At 39.6% G+C, this 18,621-nt stretch carries 11 protein-coding genes and 5 pseudogenes; 13 read left to right on the top strand and 3 right to left on the bottom strand.

All coding sequences use genetic code 11. The annotated features are described in order from the left end of the window. Positions 1 to 30: 30 nt before the first annotated feature. From HSISS2_RS06325 to metG, 7 genes and pseudogenes are all read left to right on the top strand, one after another. A pseudogene (locus HSISS2_RS06325) lies at positions 31 to 1,091 on the top strand (PhoH family protein). A 124-nt stretch (positions 1,092 to 1,215) separates the two neighbouring features. After that, positions 1,216 to 1,518: a hypothetical protein gene (locus HSISS2_RS11870; protein ID WP_240471999.1), complete on the top strand. Its 303-nt coding sequence runs from the start codon at positions 1,216 to 1,218 to the stop codon at positions 1,516 to 1,518. 180 nt (positions 1,519 to 1,698) lie between these two features. Next, complete coding sequence (locus tag HSISS2_RS11865) at positions 1,699 to 1,914, top strand: hypothetical protein (protein ID WP_021145944.1); 216 nt, start codon at positions 1,699 to 1,701, stop codon at positions 1,912 to 1,914. A 150-nt stretch (positions 1,915 to 2,064) separates the two neighbouring features. Next, positions 2,065 to 3,139 (top strand): annotated as a pseudogene (locus HSISS2_RS10955) (hypothetical protein). Positions 3,140 to 3,269: 130 nt separating this feature from the next. After that, positions 3,270 to 4,127, top strand: coding sequence for a hypothetical protein (locus tag HSISS2_RS11860; protein WP_021145940.1), 858 nt, complete (start codon positions 3,270 to 3,272; stop codon positions 4,125 to 4,127). A 150-nt stretch (positions 4,128 to 4,277) separates the two neighbouring features. Next, positions 4,278 to 4,667 carry a hypothetical protein gene (locus HSISS2_RS06295; RefSeq protein ID WP_021145939.1) on the top strand — a complete coding sequence of 130 codons (390 nt, stop codon included), beginning with the start codon at positions 4,278 to 4,280 and terminating at the stop codon, positions 4,665 to 4,667. Positions 4,668 to 5,101: 434 nt separating this feature from the next. Beyond that, positions 5,102 to 7,093 (top strand): annotated as a pseudogene (metG, locus tag HSISS2_RS06285) (methionine--tRNA ligase). Positions 7,094 to 7,269: 176 nt separating this feature from the next. On the opposite strand, the gene HSISS2_RS06280 reads toward metG, so the two are convergent. The 3 genes from HSISS2_RS06280 to HSISS2_RS06270 form a co-directional block, all read right to left on the bottom strand. After that, positions 7,270 to 8,115 (bottom strand): aldo/keto reductase, encoded by an 846-nt coding sequence (locus HSISS2_RS06280; RefSeq protein WP_021145935.1) that lies wholly within the window; start codon positions 8,113 to 8,115, stop codon positions 7,270 to 7,272. 10 nt (positions 8,116 to 8,125) lie between these two features. After that, on the bottom strand, positions 8,126 to 9,022 hold the full coding sequence (locus HSISS2_RS06275; RefSeq protein ID WP_021145934.1) for a LysR family transcriptional regulator: 897 nt from the start codon (positions 9,020 to 9,022) through the stop codon (positions 8,126 to 8,128). Positions 9,023 to 9,252: 230 nt separating this feature from the next. Continuing rightward, a complete protein-coding gene (locus HSISS2_RS06270) occupies positions 9,253 to 9,993 on the bottom strand; it encodes a CPBP family intramembrane glutamic endopeptidase (protein WP_021145933.1) in 741 nt (246 codons plus the stop codon). A 407-nt stretch (positions 9,994 to 10,400) separates the two neighbouring features. Between HSISS2_RS06270 and HSISS2_RS12205 the strand changes: the two are divergent. The 6 genes and pseudogenes from HSISS2_RS12205 to HSISS2_RS06245 form a co-directional block, all read left to right on the top strand. After that, positions 10,401 to 11,953 (top strand): annotated as a pseudogene (locus HSISS2_RS12205) (GbpC/Spa domain-containing protein); the annotation flags it as partial. Continuing rightward, positions 11,951 to 12,337 (top strand): LPXTG cell wall anchor domain-containing protein, encoded by a 387-nt coding sequence (locus HSISS2_RS11850; RefSeq protein ID WP_240472069.1) that lies wholly within the window; start codon positions 11,951 to 11,953, stop codon positions 12,335 to 12,337. The pseudogene HSISS2_RS12205 and the gene HSISS2_RS11850, both read left to right, overlap by 3 nt. A gap of 1,305 nt (positions 12,338 to 13,642) precedes the next feature. Next, positions 13,643 to 14,602: a competence protein CoiA gene (locus HSISS2_RS06260; protein WP_021145929.1), complete on the top strand. Its 960-nt coding sequence runs from the start codon at positions 13,643 to 13,645 to the stop codon at positions 14,600 to 14,602. A 10-nt stretch (positions 14,603 to 14,612) separates the two neighbouring features. Continuing rightward, positions 14,613 to 16,417, top strand: a pseudogene (gene pepF, locus HSISS2_RS06255) (oligoendopeptidase F). A gap of 173 nt (positions 16,418 to 16,590) precedes the next feature. After that, positions 16,591 to 17,298 (top strand): O-methyltransferase, encoded by a 708-nt coding sequence (locus HSISS2_RS06250; protein ID WP_021145927.1) that lies wholly within the window; start codon positions 16,591 to 16,593, stop codon positions 17,296 to 17,298. Positions 17,299 to 17,359: 61 nt separating this feature from the next. Beyond that, positions 17,360 to 18,502: a peptidyl-prolyl cis-trans isomerase gene (locus HSISS2_RS06245; protein ID WP_008533914.1), complete on the top strand. Its 1,143-nt coding sequence runs from the start codon at positions 17,360 to 17,362 to the stop codon at positions 18,500 to 18,502. Positions 18,503 to 18,621 lie beyond the last annotated feature (119 nt).

Raw genomic sequence — 18,621 nt, 5'->3', positions numbered from 1 at the left:
ATAAAAATACTTAAGAAAGAGGAACTCTATTTGCAAGAGTATTCTGTTGAAATTACCCTTAATCACCCAGATGATGTCTTGTCGCTTTTTGGAACCAATGAGCGTCATCTAAAACTCATTGAAGATAACTTGGGCCTTATCATTCATGCTAGAACAGAGCGTGTCCAAATTCTTGGAGACGATCAGGAAAGCGTTGAATTGGCACGTTTAACCATTCAAGCTCTCCTCGTTTTAGTGGAGCGAGGGATGCTGGTTAACACTTCAGATGTTGTGGCAGCTCTAACCATGGCTCAGGATGGTTCGATTGACAAATTTGTTGCCCTTTATGAAGAAGAAATTATCAAGGACAATAGTGGTAAACCAATTCGAGTGAAGACCTTGGGACAAAAGGTCTACGTTGATAGTATTAAAAATCATGATGTGGTCTTTGGGATTGGTCCAGCAGGTACAGGAAAAACCTTTCTAGCAGTTACCCTAGCTGTCACAGCACTTAAGCGTGGTCAGGTGAAACGTATTGTGCTAACCCGTCCGGCTGTTGAGGCAGGCGAAAGTCTTGGTTTCTTACCAGGAGACCTTAAGGAAAAGGTAGACCCTTACCTTCGCCCTGTCTATGATGCCCTTTATCAAATCCTCGGTAAAGAGCAGACGACCCGTCTCATGGAACGTGAAATTATTGAAATTGCGCCACTCGCTTATATGCGTGGTCGGACCCTTGAAGATGCTTTTGTTATCCTTGACGAGGCGCAAAATACGACCATCATGCAGATGAAGATGTTCTTAACGCGTCTTGGCTTTAATTCTAAGATGATTGTCAATGGGGACATGAGCCAGATTGACCTTCCACGTCGTGTTAAGTCAGGTCTTATTGATGCTATGGAAAATTGAAGGGTATCAAGGCCATTGATTTTGTTCATTTCTCTGCCAGTGATGTCGTCCGTCACCCAGTCGTAGCTGACATCATTAATGCTTATGAAAAAGATGCACCTAAGTTTGATCTTGAGGAAAAATCAGAAGGATCAGACCAGGCTGAAGAAGTAGCATCAGGATTGACTGAATACCCAGTCATTGGTGCTGAGGATGTTAAAAAGTAGATGGTAAGAAAGAGGTTTGAGAGTTGATATTTTCAAGCTCTTTTCCTTTGCAATCCTGTCACTAGCTTTTCCCTTATTTTGGTAAAATAGTATTGAAGAATAGGCCAATAAGGAGGGGAGAAGTATGACTAAGGCAAAAAAATGGAAGATTGGTATCATCTTATTTCTTGGACTTGTTGCGTCAGTCTTAATCGCCATAGGAGAGAGAGAATTTTGGAAGCATCAAGAGAACCATATTCCGGATGGCACCTATCAGATGGTAAAATACGAGGCTAAATCGGCATATTCCAATGAATTGATAAATTGGACTGAGCGAGGAGAGAATAATGATAGCTTATATGAGGATTTTATAGTTGTTGAGAATATGAAATCTCAATTTTATTATGTTTTTGTGGGGGGATGGGGAACCTTTTGTCTCACCATTTGAGCACGATGAAAAGATCCCACAGACTTTTGACCCACGTACTGGGACTTTGAAACAGGATCTAACAGTCTCTGAATATAAAGCTCTAGTGATTTCTCATATTGATAAGATTTCTAAAAAGGGAGAGGAGTATTCAAGAGTAAAGGAAGTATCTGTCCAGAGGTGTGTAGACGATTATAAAAAATGTTGAAGCAAAAAAGAACTTATGAAAAGCGTCCTAATGGTCTCGTTCTGACTGTTTATGCTGATGATGGACATATTGAGTCGCGTAGAACTTTTAAACGATTAAGCTCAGAGGAAGCCGAAGAACTCAAAAGTGGTTATGATAGGGATTATGAGTATGCCTTGGAGCATCATAAGGGCTGGGATCATTATGGAGATTATGCCATCTGGCGCTGATACCTAAACCGACCAAGCAGTTCTTTACTATCGAGAATCATAGCCTAACGGTTTATTAAAAAACTTACAGGCTTTATGATAATTGTCAAATACTATTTCATCATTAATTTTGGTACAATAGACTTGTAGACCAATAAAAAGGAGATTATTATGAACCAGCAAGAGTGGATTGAGTACTTTGAATTAGTCAACGGTCGCAAACCAAGTCCAGCAGAATTAGCTCAAGCTCAAGCAGCAGGGGAGTTTATTCTTGAGCGACCTAATGTCTTTGGAGCAACTGGACAGGCTAATGAGCCAAGAAAATTAAACCAGCTGAACCTGTTATTTCTATGACGCAACAGCCTCAGTTTGCCCAAACAACAGCAACCTTCCAACAAGCCATGCCAGTGAAAAAAGGAATGTCAAAAAAAGCTAAGATTATTCTAGCATCAGTCTTGGGTGCTGTGGCAGTGATTTTACTTTCTGTTGGTGGCTATTCATTATGGCGTTATCAGTCAGGAAAAATTGTAGATGGGACCTATGAAGTCGTTTCTCTCTCTCGTTATGATGAAGACAAAGATAAAATGGTTGATGGCTTAGATGAATACAAGGACGAAGGTTTGGACGTGCAGTCTTTTGTAATTGTAAAGAATAATCAATCTAGAACCTACAATTTATTAGAGAGTGACAATAAATCATATGTTAGTTTGATAGACTATGAGATGGATGTTCCTCAGGTATTTGATCCGTGGAATAAAACACAAAGTCAAGTTTTAAATGCGGATCAAGTCGAAGATGCCACAAAAGACTTCATGAAAAAGATGAGAAAAGACTATTCCTTCTATACCAAAGAGGCAGCTGACAAAGTCGTTAAAAAACAACAAGAGAATATAAAGATACCTTGAAGGAAAAACGTACTTATGTCAAACATGGTGATGAATACACTCTGACTACTTATGATAAAAAAGGAAAGCTTGAGTCACGTATTACCCTTAAACGTTTAAGTAAATCTGATGCAGACAAACGTTGGGATGATTATAAAGACGCTGTCAAGGATTATAAGAAAGAGCTGAAGTCTTATAGCGATCAATACGATGACTTCAAAGACTATTATGGTTATGGTTACGGTAGTGATTATGGAAGTGACTATGGAAGTGACTATGGTTACGGCTATAGTGACGACTATGGTAGCGATTCAAAATCAAACTCTAGCAGTAGCAGTAAAAAGAGCGTTGATAGAATTTAACATTCATAAGTCTAATAAAGCAGTATCAGGCCTAAAGTCAGGTACTGTTTTTCTTTTTATGAAAATAGTCAAATAGATTTTTGGCATTTTTCTGGTAAAATAGGAGTATCAATGAAAAAAGGGGACTTTTATGAACGAAACAGAATGGTTAGATTATTTTGAAACAATCAATAATCGCAAACCAAGCGAGGAAGAAATTCAACAGGCTAAAGCTAACGGTGAATTTGTAACTTCAGAGCCTGTGGCAGAGAACAGCCAGCCACAAGTTCAGGTGAGTGGGCCAGTGACTGGACAAGGGACACCAGTTGTGGCACCTAAAAAAGGCTTATCTAAGAAGGTTAAAATTATTATTGCTTCTGTTATTGGAGCAGTTGTACTACTTGCCCTTTCTTTTGGTGGCTATGCCTATATCCACCTACAGGGAGGTAAGATCTCAGAGGGAACTTATCAAATAGAGACTTATCGATATTATGATAAGGACAAGAAAAAGATGATTGATGGTATGGAATCCTATGAGAAAAGTAAGTTAAAAGACGGTGACTTTGTTAAAGTTAAAGGCGATCAGTTGAAATTTTATAACTACACCTTGGCTGGTGCGGTTAACTTGGTTGACTTTACGGACTATGATACTGAAAAAGCTTTCCGTCTTGATAACTGGTCTAGAACGCTCACACCAACAATGTCTTTGGCCGATTACACAAAAGTCGTTGAGAAGGCTGTAGATAATCGTTATAAAGTGGACGAATATACCACTAAATCTGATATTGACGATAGTAAAAAAGTCTACATTAAGGATTATAAAAAATCTCTTAAAGAGACGGTTCACTATAAGGTTGATGGCGATAAAATTATTGTCCTTATCTATGATAAAAAAGGCAAACTTTCAGAAGAAAAAGTCTTTAAACGCCTAACAAAAGAAGAAGAGAAAAAACTAGATTACGAATATGAGCGTGATGTTAGAGCCGATAAAAAACTCTTTCATTCCTAGTTAAATGTGAAATGAACAAAAACCAGCTCGTCTGGTTTTTTCTTTTATAAAAATAATCACAGAAATATTTCCATAATTTTTGCTACAATAAAAGATAGTTGTTTTCAGTTAATCATTAAACAGTGGACAATGAAGAGGAAAAAGAAAAATATGTACAAAAAATCAGCTAATGCAGGTTCAAAATTTAGAGGGCATCGTTTTTTAGTCAAAGGCCTTGCCGGAATCCTAATAATTTTAGGTCTAATGGGTGGAGGCTATGTGTTTTGGAGGCATCACACAGGGAAAATAGCTGATGGTCTTTACCAATTGCAAACGTCTAAGTATTATAACAGTACGACCAAGACCTGGATGGACGGTAAACCTGGTTATGAAGGAACAAAGCTAAAGGATTTTATGCGTGTTGAAGACCAAGAAGCTAAAGAGTACACTTACTATACCTTTGAGAGTAGTTATGGGTCATTTGACAATGTGTCTCCTATTGACTTCGAAACGGGAAAAACTATAAGGTTAGTGCTTGGTCTAGGACTTTTAAGCCCTTAGTGACTCCTAAAGACTACCAAAAGGAAGTTCATAGCATTGTTCAAAAATACTATAAGGCCAGTGCACTTGTCAGCCAAAAGGACATCGATCAAATGGAGAAAAAGCTGATTGATCTTTATAAGCGACGAAGTGAGGGAAAAATCAGTTATGAGGCTAAAGGTAATCAGTTGACGGTAATCATATTTGACAAAAAGGAAAGGCCATCGAAAAGCGGAGCTATAAGCGTCTTTCAGGCAAGGATGCTAAGCAATTAGATGCCAACTACCAAAAGGCAGTTAAGCGTTATAAGAGAGGTAACAAGTAACTGTCAGATTTTTCTGAATGAATATGCTTTAAAACCAGCTAGTCTGGTTTTTTAGTGTCCAAAACGTGCTATAATAAGATGTTATATCATCAGTGTTAGCCCATTTGTTAACACATGAAAGGAAATTAAAATGACAAAAACATTCTACATCACAACACCTATCTACTACCCATCTGGTAAATTGCATATTGGTTCTGCCTATACAACCATTGCCTGTGACGTCTTGGCACGTTACAAACGCATGATGAACTACGATGTCTTCTACCTTACTGGGCTTGATGAACACGGCCAAAAGATTCAACAAAAAGCTGAAGAAGCAGGAATCACACCACAAGCCTATGTGGATGGTATGGTAGTTGGAGTCAAAGAACTCTGGAAATTACTTGATATCTCATATGACAAATTCATCCGTACGACTGATGATTACCATGAAAAAGTAGTGGCACAAGTTTTTGAGCGCTTACTTGCTCAAGATGATATTTACTTGGGTGAATACTCTGGTTGGTACTCAGTATCAGATGAGGAATTCTTTACAGAAAGTCAGCTGTCGGAAGTTTTCCGTGACGAAGATGGAAATGTAACGGGAGGTATTGCTCCATCAGGACACCAAGTAGAATGGGTATCTGAAGAATCTTACTTCCTTCGTCTCAGTAAATACCAAGACCGCTTGGTAGAATTTTTCAAATCGCATCCTGATTTTATCACTCCGGATGGTCGCCTTAATGAAATGCTTAAAAACTTCATCGAGCCAGGTTTGGAAGACTTAGCCGTGTCACGCACAACCTTCACTTGGGGGGGTTAAAGTCCCATCCAATCCTAAACACGTGGTCTACGTCTGGATGGATGCTCTTCTCAACTATGTGACTGCTCTTGGTTATGGTCAGGATGAGCATGGCAACTTTGACAAGTTCTGGAACGGAACTGTCTTCCACATGGTCGGAAAAGACATCCTTCGCTTCCACTCCATCTACTGGCCAATCCTCCTCATGATGTTGGACATTAAATTGCCAGAACGTTTGATTGCCCACGGTTGGTTTGTCATGAAAGACGGTAAGATGTCTAAGTCTAAAGGAAACGTGATCTATCCAGAAATGTTGGTAGAACGTTTTGGTCTTGATCCACTTCGTTACTACCTCATGCGTAGTCTTCCTGTCGGTTCAGATGGTACCTTCACGCCAGAAGACTATGTGGCTCGTATCAACTATGAGTTGGCTAACGACCTCGGAAACCTCCTCAACCGTACAGTTGCCATGATTAACAAATATTTCGGTGGTAAAGTGCCTGCCTATGTTGAGAACGTTACAGACTTTGATGCTGATTTGGCTAAGGTTGTGGCTGAAAATATCGAAGAATTCCATAAACAAATGAATGCTGTAGATTTCCCACGCGCCTTAGATGCCGTTTGGAATATCATTTCACGTACCAATAAGTATATCGATGAAACAGCTCCTTGGGTACTTGCCAAAGAGGATGGTGACAAGGAACACTTGGCAGCAGTGATGGCTCACTTGGCAGCTAGTCTTCGTGTGGTGGCTCATCTCATCCAACCATTCATGATGACCACTTCAAATGCCATCATGGAACAGCTCGGATTGTCAGGAACGTTTGACCTTGAAAATCTAGAACTTTCAGGCTTACCAGAAAATGTCACAGTCGTTTCAAAAGGAACTCCAATCTTCCCACGTCTTGACATGGACGAAGAAATTGCCTACATCCAATCTCAAATGAACGCAGGCAAACCTCAAGAGAAGGAATGGAACCCAGAAGAGGTTGAACTTAAGTCTGAAAAGACCAAATCAAATTTGACGACTTTGACAAGGTTGAAATCCGTGTCGCTGAAGTTAAAGAAGTAGAAAAAGTCGAAGGTTCAGACAAATTGCTTCGCTTCCGTCTTGACGCTGGCGACGGTGAAGACCGTCAAATCCTCTCAGGTATCGCTAAATTCTATCCAAATGAACAAGAATTGGTCGGCAAGAAACTCCAAATCGTGGCTAACCTTAAACCACGTAAGATGATGAAGAAATATGTCAGCCAAGGTATGATTCTTTCCGCAGAGTATGATGGCAAACTCACTGTCTTGACAGTGGATCCATCTGTTCCAAATGGAAGTGTGATTGGGTAAAACAATTTAGTTTTTTGCGATTTCCTCAAGAAGAAGTAGGATGACGAAGCGCTTTTGAATAATAAGGCTTCTGTTCCATTCCCTATTTTGAATTTTAAAGGGTGCTCCTACTTACCCAAGGACAATCTAAATAAGACATTTTTAACATTAAAACGAGTTCAGTCGAACTCGTTTTCTTATACACTATATTTCAATAAATGCTTAATACGTTCTACACTTTCATCAGGACCATAGGCATCAGGGTATCGGTCTAGTTTACTGATAGCATCAAGGTCTGCTTGGTCTAGGTGAAAGTCAAAACTATCAAAGTTTTCCTTCATCCGTTCGATATGGGTACTTTTAGGAATGGTCAGAATGCCTTGTTGGGTTTGCCATCTGAGAATGACCTGAGCAACTGTCTTACCATGTTTTTCAGCGATAGCAGTCAGAGTTTGGTCTTGAAAAATACCATCCTCTCCTCTGTGAAAAGGAGCCCAGGCTTGTGTTAGGGTACCAAATTCCTTATCAGCTTTCTGGATAAGTTTGTGTTGTTTATAGGGATGCAACTCGATTTGATTGACTGCTGGAACAACAGGAGTTTGCAAGGCAAAGTCCGCCAAACGTCCTGTTGAGAAGTTAGAAACCCCGATGGCTCTAATAAGTCCTTCATGCTGAAGCTCAATCATAGCACGCCAGGCACCATGTAAGTCGCCAAAAGGTTGATGAATCAAATATAAATCAAGATAGTCAGTATCTAGTTTGCGGAGGGTCTCTTTTAGGGCTAATTTAGTATCTTCGTAGCCAAGCTGACTAATCCAGGCCTTGCTGGTTAGGAAAATATCCTCACGAGGGATGCCAGATGCCTTAATGGCACGTCCCACAGCCTCTTCATTACGGTAAAGACTGGCTGTATCAATCAGACGATAGCCGACAGAAAGAGCATCTTCTACAGCTTTTTGACATTCCTTTTGGTCGAAAATTTGCCAGACGCCAAAACCGAGTACGGGGATTTTGATGCCATTGTTAAGTGTTTGAAATTCCATTTTCATCTCCTTAGTGGTGGGGTAGTAAGCTATCTTGAATTTCTTCGATAAATGCTTGGATAATTGCAGATTTTTTCTGTTTATTATTGGTCACAATTCCCAAAGTGTGCTTGGGACTGTCCTTAAGTGGGATTAGGACAATCTGGTCTTTGATAAAACTGTTGACAATACCAAGGCCAGAAGCATAACTATCAGAGGCACAGAGCAAATTCATGACACTTCCTCGGTCATTGCTGTAGATAACCTGTTGGTCAGGTAGAACCTCCAGAGGGTCCTCATCAAAGTGAATACCAGAACTTTCCTGACGAAAACGGACCTGTGGATAGCCCTCTAAATCCTTGAGATTTAGGGATTTTTTCTTGGCCAAGGGATGTTGACGCCCCAAGAAAATCTTAGTCTCAAACTCCCCAAGCGGAGTAAATGCCAAATCCATGTGTTTGAAACTACGCTCTAGGATGTGGGCGTTGTCTTCATCAAGGTAAATAATCCCCAAGTCACTTTCGAAACTCTCCACACTTTTGAGAATCTTTCTGGTTGTTGTTTCAATTAGTTGAAATTCTTGATAATCACTACGAAAGCGTTTGGCAATATGAGCCATGGGAAGGGATAGAAAATCATAGTGGTGACTGGCAATAGTGAACGATTTCTTGAAGGACTTGCGATAGCGTCCTTCTAGTAGATCTAGCTCTCCAAGGATACGTTTGGCGTATTTGAGAAAATCATGGCCATCATCAGTCAGTTTGGCTCCTGTATTAGAGCGCTCAAAGAGTAGAACTCCCAGTTCTTCCTCTAAATCACGAATGGATGCTGAAAGATTGGGTTGCGTCAAAAAGAGTTTCTTAGCAGCCTTACTAAAAGACCCTGTTTCAGCTATAGTCTGAACATAGCGGCATTGTTGAAAATTCATAAGCATCCCCTTTTTAAAAACATGATTGTGACCTATATTATAACAAAATGAGAAGTCTAATATCAGTAAAATCCTGATAGGAATCAATGAAGACCTGATATGAAATTTTTATGAAGCCAAGTCTTATAGGAAGAGTAAGGATTGAGAGGGTTGGAAGAAGGGATTTCGATAAAAGAAAAGCACTCCAAAAGTTAGTTTTTTGTCTAACTTTTGAAATGCTGTATAAAGTGTCAGTTACTAAGACGTCTAATGACATCCAATTTTTTAGGTCGAATGAGGAAGAGTCCGATGGCAATGAGTGGTAACCAGAGAATGAAATGCCAGATACTTGTAGCTGGAGCAGCCTGCGTTGATTGTGACATCAGGACACTGGTAAAGTCAACCAAAAAGTGCAGAATGATAGTCCACCAGAGGCTACCTGTGCGTAGGTAAATAGCAGCAAAGAATATGCCGATAGCCGAGGCATAGTAAACTTGAAACAGGGTAGCATCCAAAGGTTGGTGGGTGAGATTTCCTAGATGAGCCAATCCAAAAAATAAGGCTGATAAGAGAACGGCCCCCAAAATTTGTTTTGAAGACCTAATACCATCTTGGAAGGCGAGTTTAAGGAAGAGTCCACGAAAAACATATTCTTCAAAAAAACCGGCTCCTAAGGCGACAATCAAGGCGGTACCAATCATATGAGGTGCCTTACTAATACCCAAAGCTCCCCCAGAAATATAGATAAAGTCAGCTAAAATAATCAACCAACAAACACGTAAGGTTTCAGCCAGACCTATCTTTTGAGTGGATTTGATTTTTAAACCTAGTCGCCTATGTACTAGGAAGTAACATCCACACCCAAGAACAAGCGTTTTAATAAGATAGGCTAAATTTTCAGGCAAGGGCCTGAACATCAAACGAAGTGCGAGGTTCGCAAAAATAATACTGATCCCTAAAAGGAGCAGTGTCCTAACTTCTTTCTTTGTCATTGAAAAAATTCCCCAACTTTCTTAACATTTTTTCAAGCATACGACGAAAAGCTATTAAAGTCAAGGCCTTAAAGGTAGTTTTTCTGTTCTTTTATCAAGAAGAATAAGAGCTTTAGATGAGGTTGAGTCTCTAGGGATTCGTTTTGACTCTAATCGTTATCTCTGAGGAGAGCCCGACAACTGTAAAAATTAAATGAAGAAATGGTACTTTCTTCTTATACATATCTAGGATAATTGTAAAGAAATGATTAAATTATAACAAAAATGTGTCATATTTTAAAAGTGTGTAGCAAATACATAAGTTTTTTTTCATAAATCTATTGCTAAAATTTAAAAATCACGGTAGTATATTAAACGGTTAAGTAAAACTGGTTAATAAAGCATTAACCGAAAAGGAGAAAGTATAAATGAAAGTCAACCCATTTAAAACAACATTATATTCAAGTGTATTGCTTGCAGGACTTGCTGCTACTAGCGTAGCAGCCGCAGATGAAGCTAAAGATGCCACAGTAGCTACAGATACTGATGCCACAGTCTCAAATGCGACTGCAGAATCAAGTGCTAATCTTGTTAAGACAACAGGGGATGCAGCAGTTGTTACAACTGTACCTGGAACAGAGGAAACAACAACAACTGAAACAGATACTACTGTAAAAACAACAACTAAAGCTATTGCTGAAGTCTCAAACCCTGACTTTGATAATGCAGTTGAAGCTGCAAAAACTACTGCAGCTGCATCAAAAGATTCTGCTGATGTTAAGGCTGTTCAAGAACAAGCAGCTAAAGATGCACAAACAGCTTCAACTACAGTCGTTTCTGAAAATAAATTAACACGTGAAGAAGCTGATGCGGCGCTTACATCTGCTCAAGCAAATGTTGTCGCTACAGGAGGATTCACAGCAACTGAAGAAGCTGGTGTTAAACATGCTAGTGTTGAAGCAGCTAACAATGACAACAAAGTGCAAACAAAAGCTTTGACAACGGCTGTTTCTGACTATAAACAAAAACTTGCAGATTACAAGACACAATTGGATAAATACTACCAAGACGTTCTTGCTTATGCTGCTTGGGAAAAATCATACAAAGCATATACTGGTGGAACAACAGCTCGTCTTTTGACAAAAGGATTGGCAGAAAATGCGACTGGTTTGATTTATCAAACAGAGGCTAATGCCGCAATGACTGTTGAAAATTCAGCTGGTTCTGTTGACTACTTGGATAAAAACATCCAATCAGGTCATTCAGTAGATGAAATTCTTCAACAGTTCAACACATCTCGCTACCTTCCAAGCGATTTCAGTGCTGCTAATGGTTCACAATATACTATTAATGCTGACGGTGAATATACTGAAGATGTATGGTTGAAGATGGCTACAGGTCAAACATTGACTGTCACATACAACAACCTTAACGGAACATCATACAATGGTACTCCAGTTAAGAAAATCGTTGCAACATACACTTTGGTAGAAGCACCAAGTACAGATGGTTCAGCTATTGTTAAGTTGTACCACGATCCAACTAAGACCCTTTTCATTGGTTCACAAACTGACGACACTAACAAAAACTTCATGTTAAGATGAACTTGAACTTCTTTGATTCTGAGTCATCAGTGACACCACTTGACTTGTCTAAGAATGGATCAGTTTTGAGTATCTCATCACTTAACCACTGGAACACTGAACTTGGAAACCACATCGAAAAAGTTGGTTTGAATGGAAACGAATATGTCCAAATCCCTGGTTCATCTATCACTTTGCATGAAGATGGTTATGCGTATGCAAGCAATGATAACGAATTTGTGGCTAATGGTGCTCGCTTTAACAGTGACCCAACAGTAGATCCAACAACTGGTGAAGTGACTGATGAAGGTTGGGATGCTATCAATCCAGATGGAACACCTCGTACGAAGAATGCTTACTATGGTGCAGCTGCAACAATCTTCAAAGGTCAACCAATGGACTTTATCGTAAGCGGAAATAACCTCAATGTTCCAACAGCTTACTGGTTCGCAACAAACTCAACTGTAGTTGTTCCTGAATTGCCAGAAGAACCAAATAAACCAGTTCTTCCAAATACAGTTTCAGTATCAGTTACTTACCACAAGAACTTTGTATCTGTTGAAAAAACAACAGAGAAACCAAAACCACAAATACCAACAACTCCAACAGAACCAAAATCTGTTAAATCTGTAACACCAACATCAGTTCCTGTAAAAGAAGAAGCTCCAGCTCTTCCATCTACTGGTGAAAAATCAACAGCAGCTTCTGCAGCAGCAGGTGCAGCTATGGTGACATCAGCTTTGGCCTTGTTTGGTATCTCAACTTATAAACGTAAACACTAAGATAAATTATAGAAAACTAGGAAGATGATTTTCCTAGTTTTTTTATGCAAGAAATGATTAGAGAGATTGGTTATAAAAAATATGAAATTTTCTGATAATTACTGAATATCATCCAAACAGATAAAAAAAGGTGCAAGAAACAAAAGTTTTCTAATTTTTCAACAACCCCTGTAAATGCCTTTGTTATAGTGGTTTTGGGTATCTTCTTATCTTTGAATTAGCTGTTTAAAAAATATTTTCAAAAAATATGAAATAAATTAATTGACAAAAAATTATAATACAGTATAATAGATACTGTTAGGAAGAGTTTGTTTTTTGACAGGGTGACTCCCTAGTCAAAAAGGACTATCTTAGAATTCAAAATTCTAAGTTATCAAATTCCAATGTTTCATTGTGATGATTTAAAAAGAGAAGATTTGAACAGCAAACAAATTAGATTAATCTATTTAAAACATCAGCATCATCGTAGCGGGAGCTAGCGGTATTTTTAATCCGTGTAGAGACAAACGACAGATTCAAAAACAGCAGAATCGGTAGAGGCTACTCTTCGGAAACGAAGAGGGAGAGAAAATAAAGCAGCAACTGCATATACTTATCAGAAGGTGGACTAAGCCTAAGATAGGTAGTATGTTTTGAGAGTGGTTATTTTAGCCAGTACTCATCTAGAGATTAGTATCTTGAAAGCAGGATGACTGCCTGCTATACAGAGCTTGAGGGAAAGCTTTATTAGATTGACTGACTATCAATCTCGGGATACTTTGAAGCTAGAGACCATTTTGGACCAACACGGTTTTGCGTTTGTTGGTATTGAACTGCACCTAGGGAAATGGTGGTTCAATGTTAGTAAATAAGGATTTTGGATGGTAAGTATCCAAGTCTAAAAATTGTTTTATCTTATTATTGACTAAAGGGATTAAGTCCTTGATGAGAGTTAGGAACAAAAGGGTGATAAGCATATTAGGATGATGTTCCAGTGGCGGAATTTGACCAGATGTTTGTGAGAGCATCTGTCTGTGCTACATTGGCTATTTTCAATAGTCGTGTGGGATAGAGACTGTTTTCAGCTTCTAATTTCAGGGTAGATTGGGGGATTTACCTCTAGAAATTGAAAGATTGAAAAGAGTTCAAATGGATTGAGCGGCACTTGTAACCTAAGGTAAGCAATACACCTATAAACCTATGTTTCCATGCAGCAGGGAGCAAGTTTCAATTCGAATGGGGGACGCATCTAGAGAAATCTAGATGCTTTTTTCATTTTATGACATCTTTTGCGAATAAGTAATAGAGTGCATAAAGGAGAGAGTCATGTTAATTGCTAAAAATCAGGAAGGCCTCTTGGTTTCGGCTCTTGAAAATGGGTTGAACCGTGAGAAAATTTATAGGTGCCCTGGCTGTCAAGGAATTGTAATGTTGAGACAGGGACAGGTGATGTGCCCGCATTTTGCCCACAAATCCTTGCAGGGTTGTCAGTTTTTCTCAGAAAACGAATCGGCCCAACATTTATCCCTAAAAGCCGCTTTGTATCAGTCCTTGGACAATCATGGCGAAAAAGTGTGCATTGAAAAGGTGATACCTGAGTTGGGCCAGATTGCGGATTTATTCGTTGGAGATTCCCTGGCTCTGGAAGTCCAATGTTCTCGTTTGTCACAGAAACGTCTCAGAGAGCGAACCTTAGCTTACCATCAAATAGGTTACGAGGTGCGTTGGCTTTTGGGGGAAGAATTGTGGCTAGGACAGCGTTTAACAGATCTACAGCGTGATTTTCTTTATTTTACAGCTAAGATAGGTTTCCACCTCTGGGAGCTCGATTGGAAGCGAGAGGAAATTAGACTCAAGTATCTCATCTATGAGGATATTTTTGGAAAGGCTCATTATTTAACCAAGTCTTGGTCCTTCACCGAAAATCTCATGACCATATTACGTTTTCCCTATCAGGCAAGGAAGGTGGAGACTTATCAAGTACCTCAACGAAGGAAGGTCTCACGTTTGATTCAAAGAGAGTTGATGGGCAAAAATCCAAGGTGGATGAAAAGACAGGAGACAGCTTACCTTAAGGGGATGAATTTGTTGAACATGTCCGACCAAGATTTCTTTCCACAAGTGCGATTTCCAGAATCCAAGCAAGGTTTCGTACAAATTAGACTAGAGCTTGATGGTTTTGAAAAGGTTTTTAAGCAATATTATCGAAAAAGGGATTTTTCTTACAGGCAAACCCTCTACCCTCCCACCTTTTATGCTAAAATAGTAGAGTATAGACACAATTAAGGAGAATACTATGTCAGACAATCGAAGTCATTTAGAAGAAAATATACATGGGATTTGACCACCATTTTTGCGACGGACGCTGCTTGGGAAGCTGAATATGAAAGCACTGTTCAGGGTCTTAAGAAATCTAGTGCCTTTGCTGGTCACCTCTTGGACTCAGCCAAGAATTTGCTTGAGGCTACAGAACTTTATATGAGTTTGATGCGTCGTTTGGAAAAAATCTACGTTTATGCGTCAATGAAAAATGACCAAGACACAACGGTTGGTCTTTATCAAGAATACCAAGCTAAAGCTTCAAACCTTTATTCACAGTTGAGTGAAGCCTTTGCTTACTTTGAGCCTGAATTTATGGCTTTGGATGGTGAAAAATTAGCAGCCTTCAAAGAACAAGAACCTGGTCTTGGTCTTTATGACCACTATTTCGAACGTCTTTTGGCCAACAAAGACCATGTGCTTTCACAAGAAGCAGAAGGTCTTTTGGCAGCAGCCGGAGATATTTTCAATGGCCCAACAGAGACCTTTAATGTCTTGGATAACGCTGATATCCTCTTCCCATGGGTATCAGATGGTCAAGGGGATGTGATTGAGTTGACACATGGTAACTTTATCACGCTCATGGAGTCTAAAGACCGTGACATTCGTAAGGGAGCTTATGAAGCGATGTATGGAACCTACGAACAGTTCCAACATACCTATGCACAAACCCTCCAAGGCGTGGTCAAGGTTCACAATTACCAAGCTAAAGTACGTCACTATAACTCAGCACGTCATGCAGCGCTTGCGGCTAACTTTATTCCAGAAAGTGTTTATGACTCACTCTTGGAGTCAGTGCACAAACATTTACCACTTTTACACCGCTACCTAGATTTGCGTAAGAAGGTCTTGGGACTTGATGAGCTTAAGATGTATGATGTCTATACGCCACTCTCTGAGACTGAGACTGCTCTCACTTATGAAGAATCCCTCAAGAAAGCAGAAGAAGTCTTGGCTATCTTTGGTGAAGAGTATAGTGAAGGGGTTCATGCAGCCTTTACGGAACGTTGGATTGATGTTCACCCTAACAAAGGGAAACGCTCTGGTGCCTACTCAGGTGGTGCCTATGATACCAATGCCTTCATGCTTTTGAACTGGCAAGATACTTTGGACAATCTCTTTACCTTGGTTCACGAGACTGGTCATAGCTTGCACTCAACCTTCACACGTAAAACCCAACCATATGTTTATGGGGATTACCCAATTTTCTTGGCGGAAATTGCGTCAACAACTAATGAAAATATCTTAACAGAAACACTTCTTAAAGAAGTTAAAGATGACAAGACACGATTTGCCATCCTCAACCACTTCTTGGATGGCTTTAAGGGAACTGTTTTCCGTCAAACTCAATTTGCTGAGTTTGAACATGCTATTCACGAAGCGGATGTATCAGGTCAAATTTTGACAGCAGACTTTATGAACAAGCTTTATGCAGACCTCAATGAGAAATACTATAACCTTAAAGCTGAAGATAACTACGAGATTCAGTTTGAGTGGGAACGTATTCCGCATTTCTACATGAATTACTATGTCTACCAATATGCTACAGGATTTGCGGCGGCAAGCTACTTGGCTGAGAAAATCGTTCACGGTACTGAAGAAGATAAGGAAGCTTACCTCACTTACCTTAAGGCAGGTAGCTCAGATTATCCTTTGGAAGTCATCAAGAAAGCTGGTGTTGATATGACCAATACCGACTACTTGGATGCTGCCTTCAAGGTCTTTGAAGACCGCTTAGTGGAATTAGAAGCCTTGGTTGAAAAAGGTGTTCACCTTTCTTAAAGAGAAGTTCCAATAAGAGAAAATCATTCTGATCAGGATGATCTTTCTTGAACAAACAGGTATAGGCCTTGAAGGAGTCTTATGACCTTTATGGCTGAGGAAAGTCTTAAAAAGACTTGGTCTTCAATCAAAATCTCTAGCACTCGCTAGGGATTTTTTATATAATAAGACACATGGTTAAATCATATAGTAAAAATGCAAATCACAATATGCGTCGCCCAGTAGTTAACAAGGATATCGTAGACTACATGCAAACGCATCTTCAGGAAAATACAGGACATTTGGCTGAATTAGAAGCTTTTGCTCGTAAGGAGAACATTCCTATCATTCAGCCTGAGGTTGTCGCCTACTTCCGATTTTTGTTGCAGACCTTGCAGCCTAAGAAAATCCTAGAGGTCGGCACAGCTATCGGTTTTTCAGCCCTTCTTATGGCAGAACATGCACCGAATGCTCAGATTACAACCGTTGATCGAAATGAAGAAATGATTGGCTTTGCCAAGGACAATCTAGCCAAGTATGACAGCCGCCAACAAATTACCTTGGTTGAAGGGGATGCTGCTGAGGTGTTGCAAGACTTAGACACCGATTATGATTTTGTCTTTATGGACTCAGCCAAGTCTAAATACATCGTCTTTCTACCAGAAATCCTCAAGCGCCTCAAGGTAGGAGGGATTATCGTTTTTGATGATATTTTCCAAGGAGGGGACATCGCTAAAGACATCATGGAAGTCCGTCGTGGTCAGCGCACCATCTACCGTGGTCTGCATCGTCTTTTTGATGCGACTTTAGATAACCCTGGTTTGACTGCTAGTTTGGTACCCATGAGTGACGGACTTCTTATGCTTAGGAAAAATTCTGAAAATATTATCTTGCCAGATTAAGCAATATTTAAGTAAGTGTGGTATAATAACAAAGATATTGACAATTTAAGGAGTAGATAGAATGACTAAAGAAAATGAAAACCTTGAGTCAACTGAAGAAACTGTTGAAGAGGTTGTAGCAGACAAAGACGCAGAACAAGAGGAGCTTGATCGCCAAAAGGAAGAAGAGGAAAGCATCGCCCTCGCTAGTGAAAAAGCAAAAGAAAAAGCTAAACGTGCTAAGACTAAGAAAACACGTGATGCTGGCAAACCAAGCTCAGGTGGCCGCTTCCTTGGAGGACTTGCCCTTGTAGCTGTCTCAGCTCTTGTTGGTGCAGGGATTACATATGTTTCTCTTGGGAACAAAACAACTGAAGAAACAACTTTGGTATCTATGAAGGGTGATACTGTCACTGTTGGTGATGTGTTTGATTCACTTAAAGGTAGCAGCCAAACGCAACAAAGTGTTTTGAGTGCAACCTTGCAAAAAGCTCTTGAAAAAGAATACGGTAGCAAGGTCAGCAAAGAAGACGTTGATAAGGCCTACAAACAAGCTTCAGAACAGTATGGAGAACAATTCTCACAAGTTCTTGCAGCTTATGGTCAAACAGAAGAGTCATATCGTACACAAATCCGTACGCAAAAATTGGTTGAGTATGCTGTTAACCAAGCAGCTCAAAAAGATTTGACAGAAGCAAACTACAAGGCTGCTTATGACAACTACACACCAAATACAGAAGTTCAAGTCGTTTCAACAACTGATAAGGCAGTAGCTGATAAGGTTGACTCTGAAGCTAAAGCAGAAGGCGCAGACTTCTCAAAAGTCGCTAAAGATAATAGCTTGGAAGTGAACTCTAAGACAGTTAACTCAGCATCTCAAGACTTCCCAACAGACGTTTTGACAGCAGCTTTCAAACAAGATGCCAATGCTGTTTCTGATGTAGTCACAGTTTCAAACAGTTCAACAGGTGCAGCTACTTATTACATCGTTAAGACTGTTTCAAAATCTGATAAAAATGCAGATTGGAAAAACTACAAGGATGATTTGACTAAGGTTATCATCAATGGTAAGAAAGCTGATACTAACTTCACTAACTCAGTCATTGCCAAGGTTCTTAAAAAATACAATGTTAAGGTTGTCGATAAGTCCTTTAGTGCAATTCTTGACCAGTATGTGACTGGTTCTGGAGCTTCATCAAGTTCAACTTCAAGCTCTAGCAAATAAATCACAAGTTAGAGTTGATAATGTTGCTATCAACTTGACCTAAGACCTAAAACACGTTAAAATGGAAAGTAACGAGGAGTTTTAATATTAGGAAACTCTGAGTCTTCCCTTTGAGAAAG

The sequence above is a fragment of the Streptococcus sp. HSISS2 genome (assembly GCF_000448665.1).
GTDB lineage: Bacteria > Bacillota > Bacilli > Lactobacillales > Streptococcaceae > Streptococcus > Streptococcus raffinosi.
This window is presented reverse-complemented; position numbering and strand designations above follow the sequence as displayed.

What these genes read in the sequence shown, in the direction of transcription:
- HSISS2_RS11850 (WP_240472069.1), top strand. Translation starts at nt 11,951, where the DNA reads ATGGACTTTATCGTAAGCGGAAATAACCTCAATGTTCCAACAGCTTAC.
- HSISS2_RS06280 (WP_021145935.1), bottom strand. Translation starts at nt 8,115, where the DNA reads ATGGAATTTCAAACACTTAACAATGGCATCAAAATCCCCGTACTCGGT.
- HSISS2_RS06275 (WP_021145934.1), bottom strand. Translation starts at nt 9,022, where the DNA reads ATGAATTTTCAACAATGCCGCTATGTTCAGACTATAGCTGAAACAGGG.
- HSISS2_RS06250 (WP_021145927.1), top strand. Translation starts at nt 16,591, where the DNA reads ATGGTTAAATCATATAGTAAAAATGCAAATCACAATATGCGTCGCCCA.
- HSISS2_RS06245 (WP_008533914.1), top strand. Translation starts at nt 17,360, where the DNA reads ATGACTAAAGAAAATGAAAACCTTGAGTCAACTGAAGAAACTGTTGAA.
- HSISS2_RS06260 (WP_021145929.1), top strand. Translation starts at nt 13,643, where the DNA reads ATGTTAATTGCTAAAAATCAGGAAGGCCTCTTGGTTTCGGCTCTTGAA.
- HSISS2_RS11860 (WP_021145940.1), top strand. Translation starts at nt 3,270, where the DNA reads ATGAACGAAACAGAATGGTTAGATTATTTTGAAACAATCAATAATCGC.
- HSISS2_RS11870 (WP_240471999.1), top strand. Translation starts at nt 1,216, where the DNA reads ATGACTAAGGCAAAAAAATGGAAGATTGGTATCATCTTATTTCTTGGA.
- HSISS2_RS11865 (WP_021145944.1), top strand. Translation starts at nt 1,699, where the DNA reads ATGTTGAAGCAAAAAAGAACTTATGAAAAGCGTCCTAATGGTCTCGTT.
- HSISS2_RS06295 (WP_021145939.1), top strand. Translation starts at nt 4,278, where the DNA reads ATGTACAAAAAATCAGCTAATGCAGGTTCAAAATTTAGAGGGCATCGT.
- HSISS2_RS06270 (WP_021145933.1), bottom strand. Translation starts at nt 9,993, where the DNA reads ATGACAAAGAAAGAAGTTAGGACACTGCTCCTTTTAGGGATCAGTATT.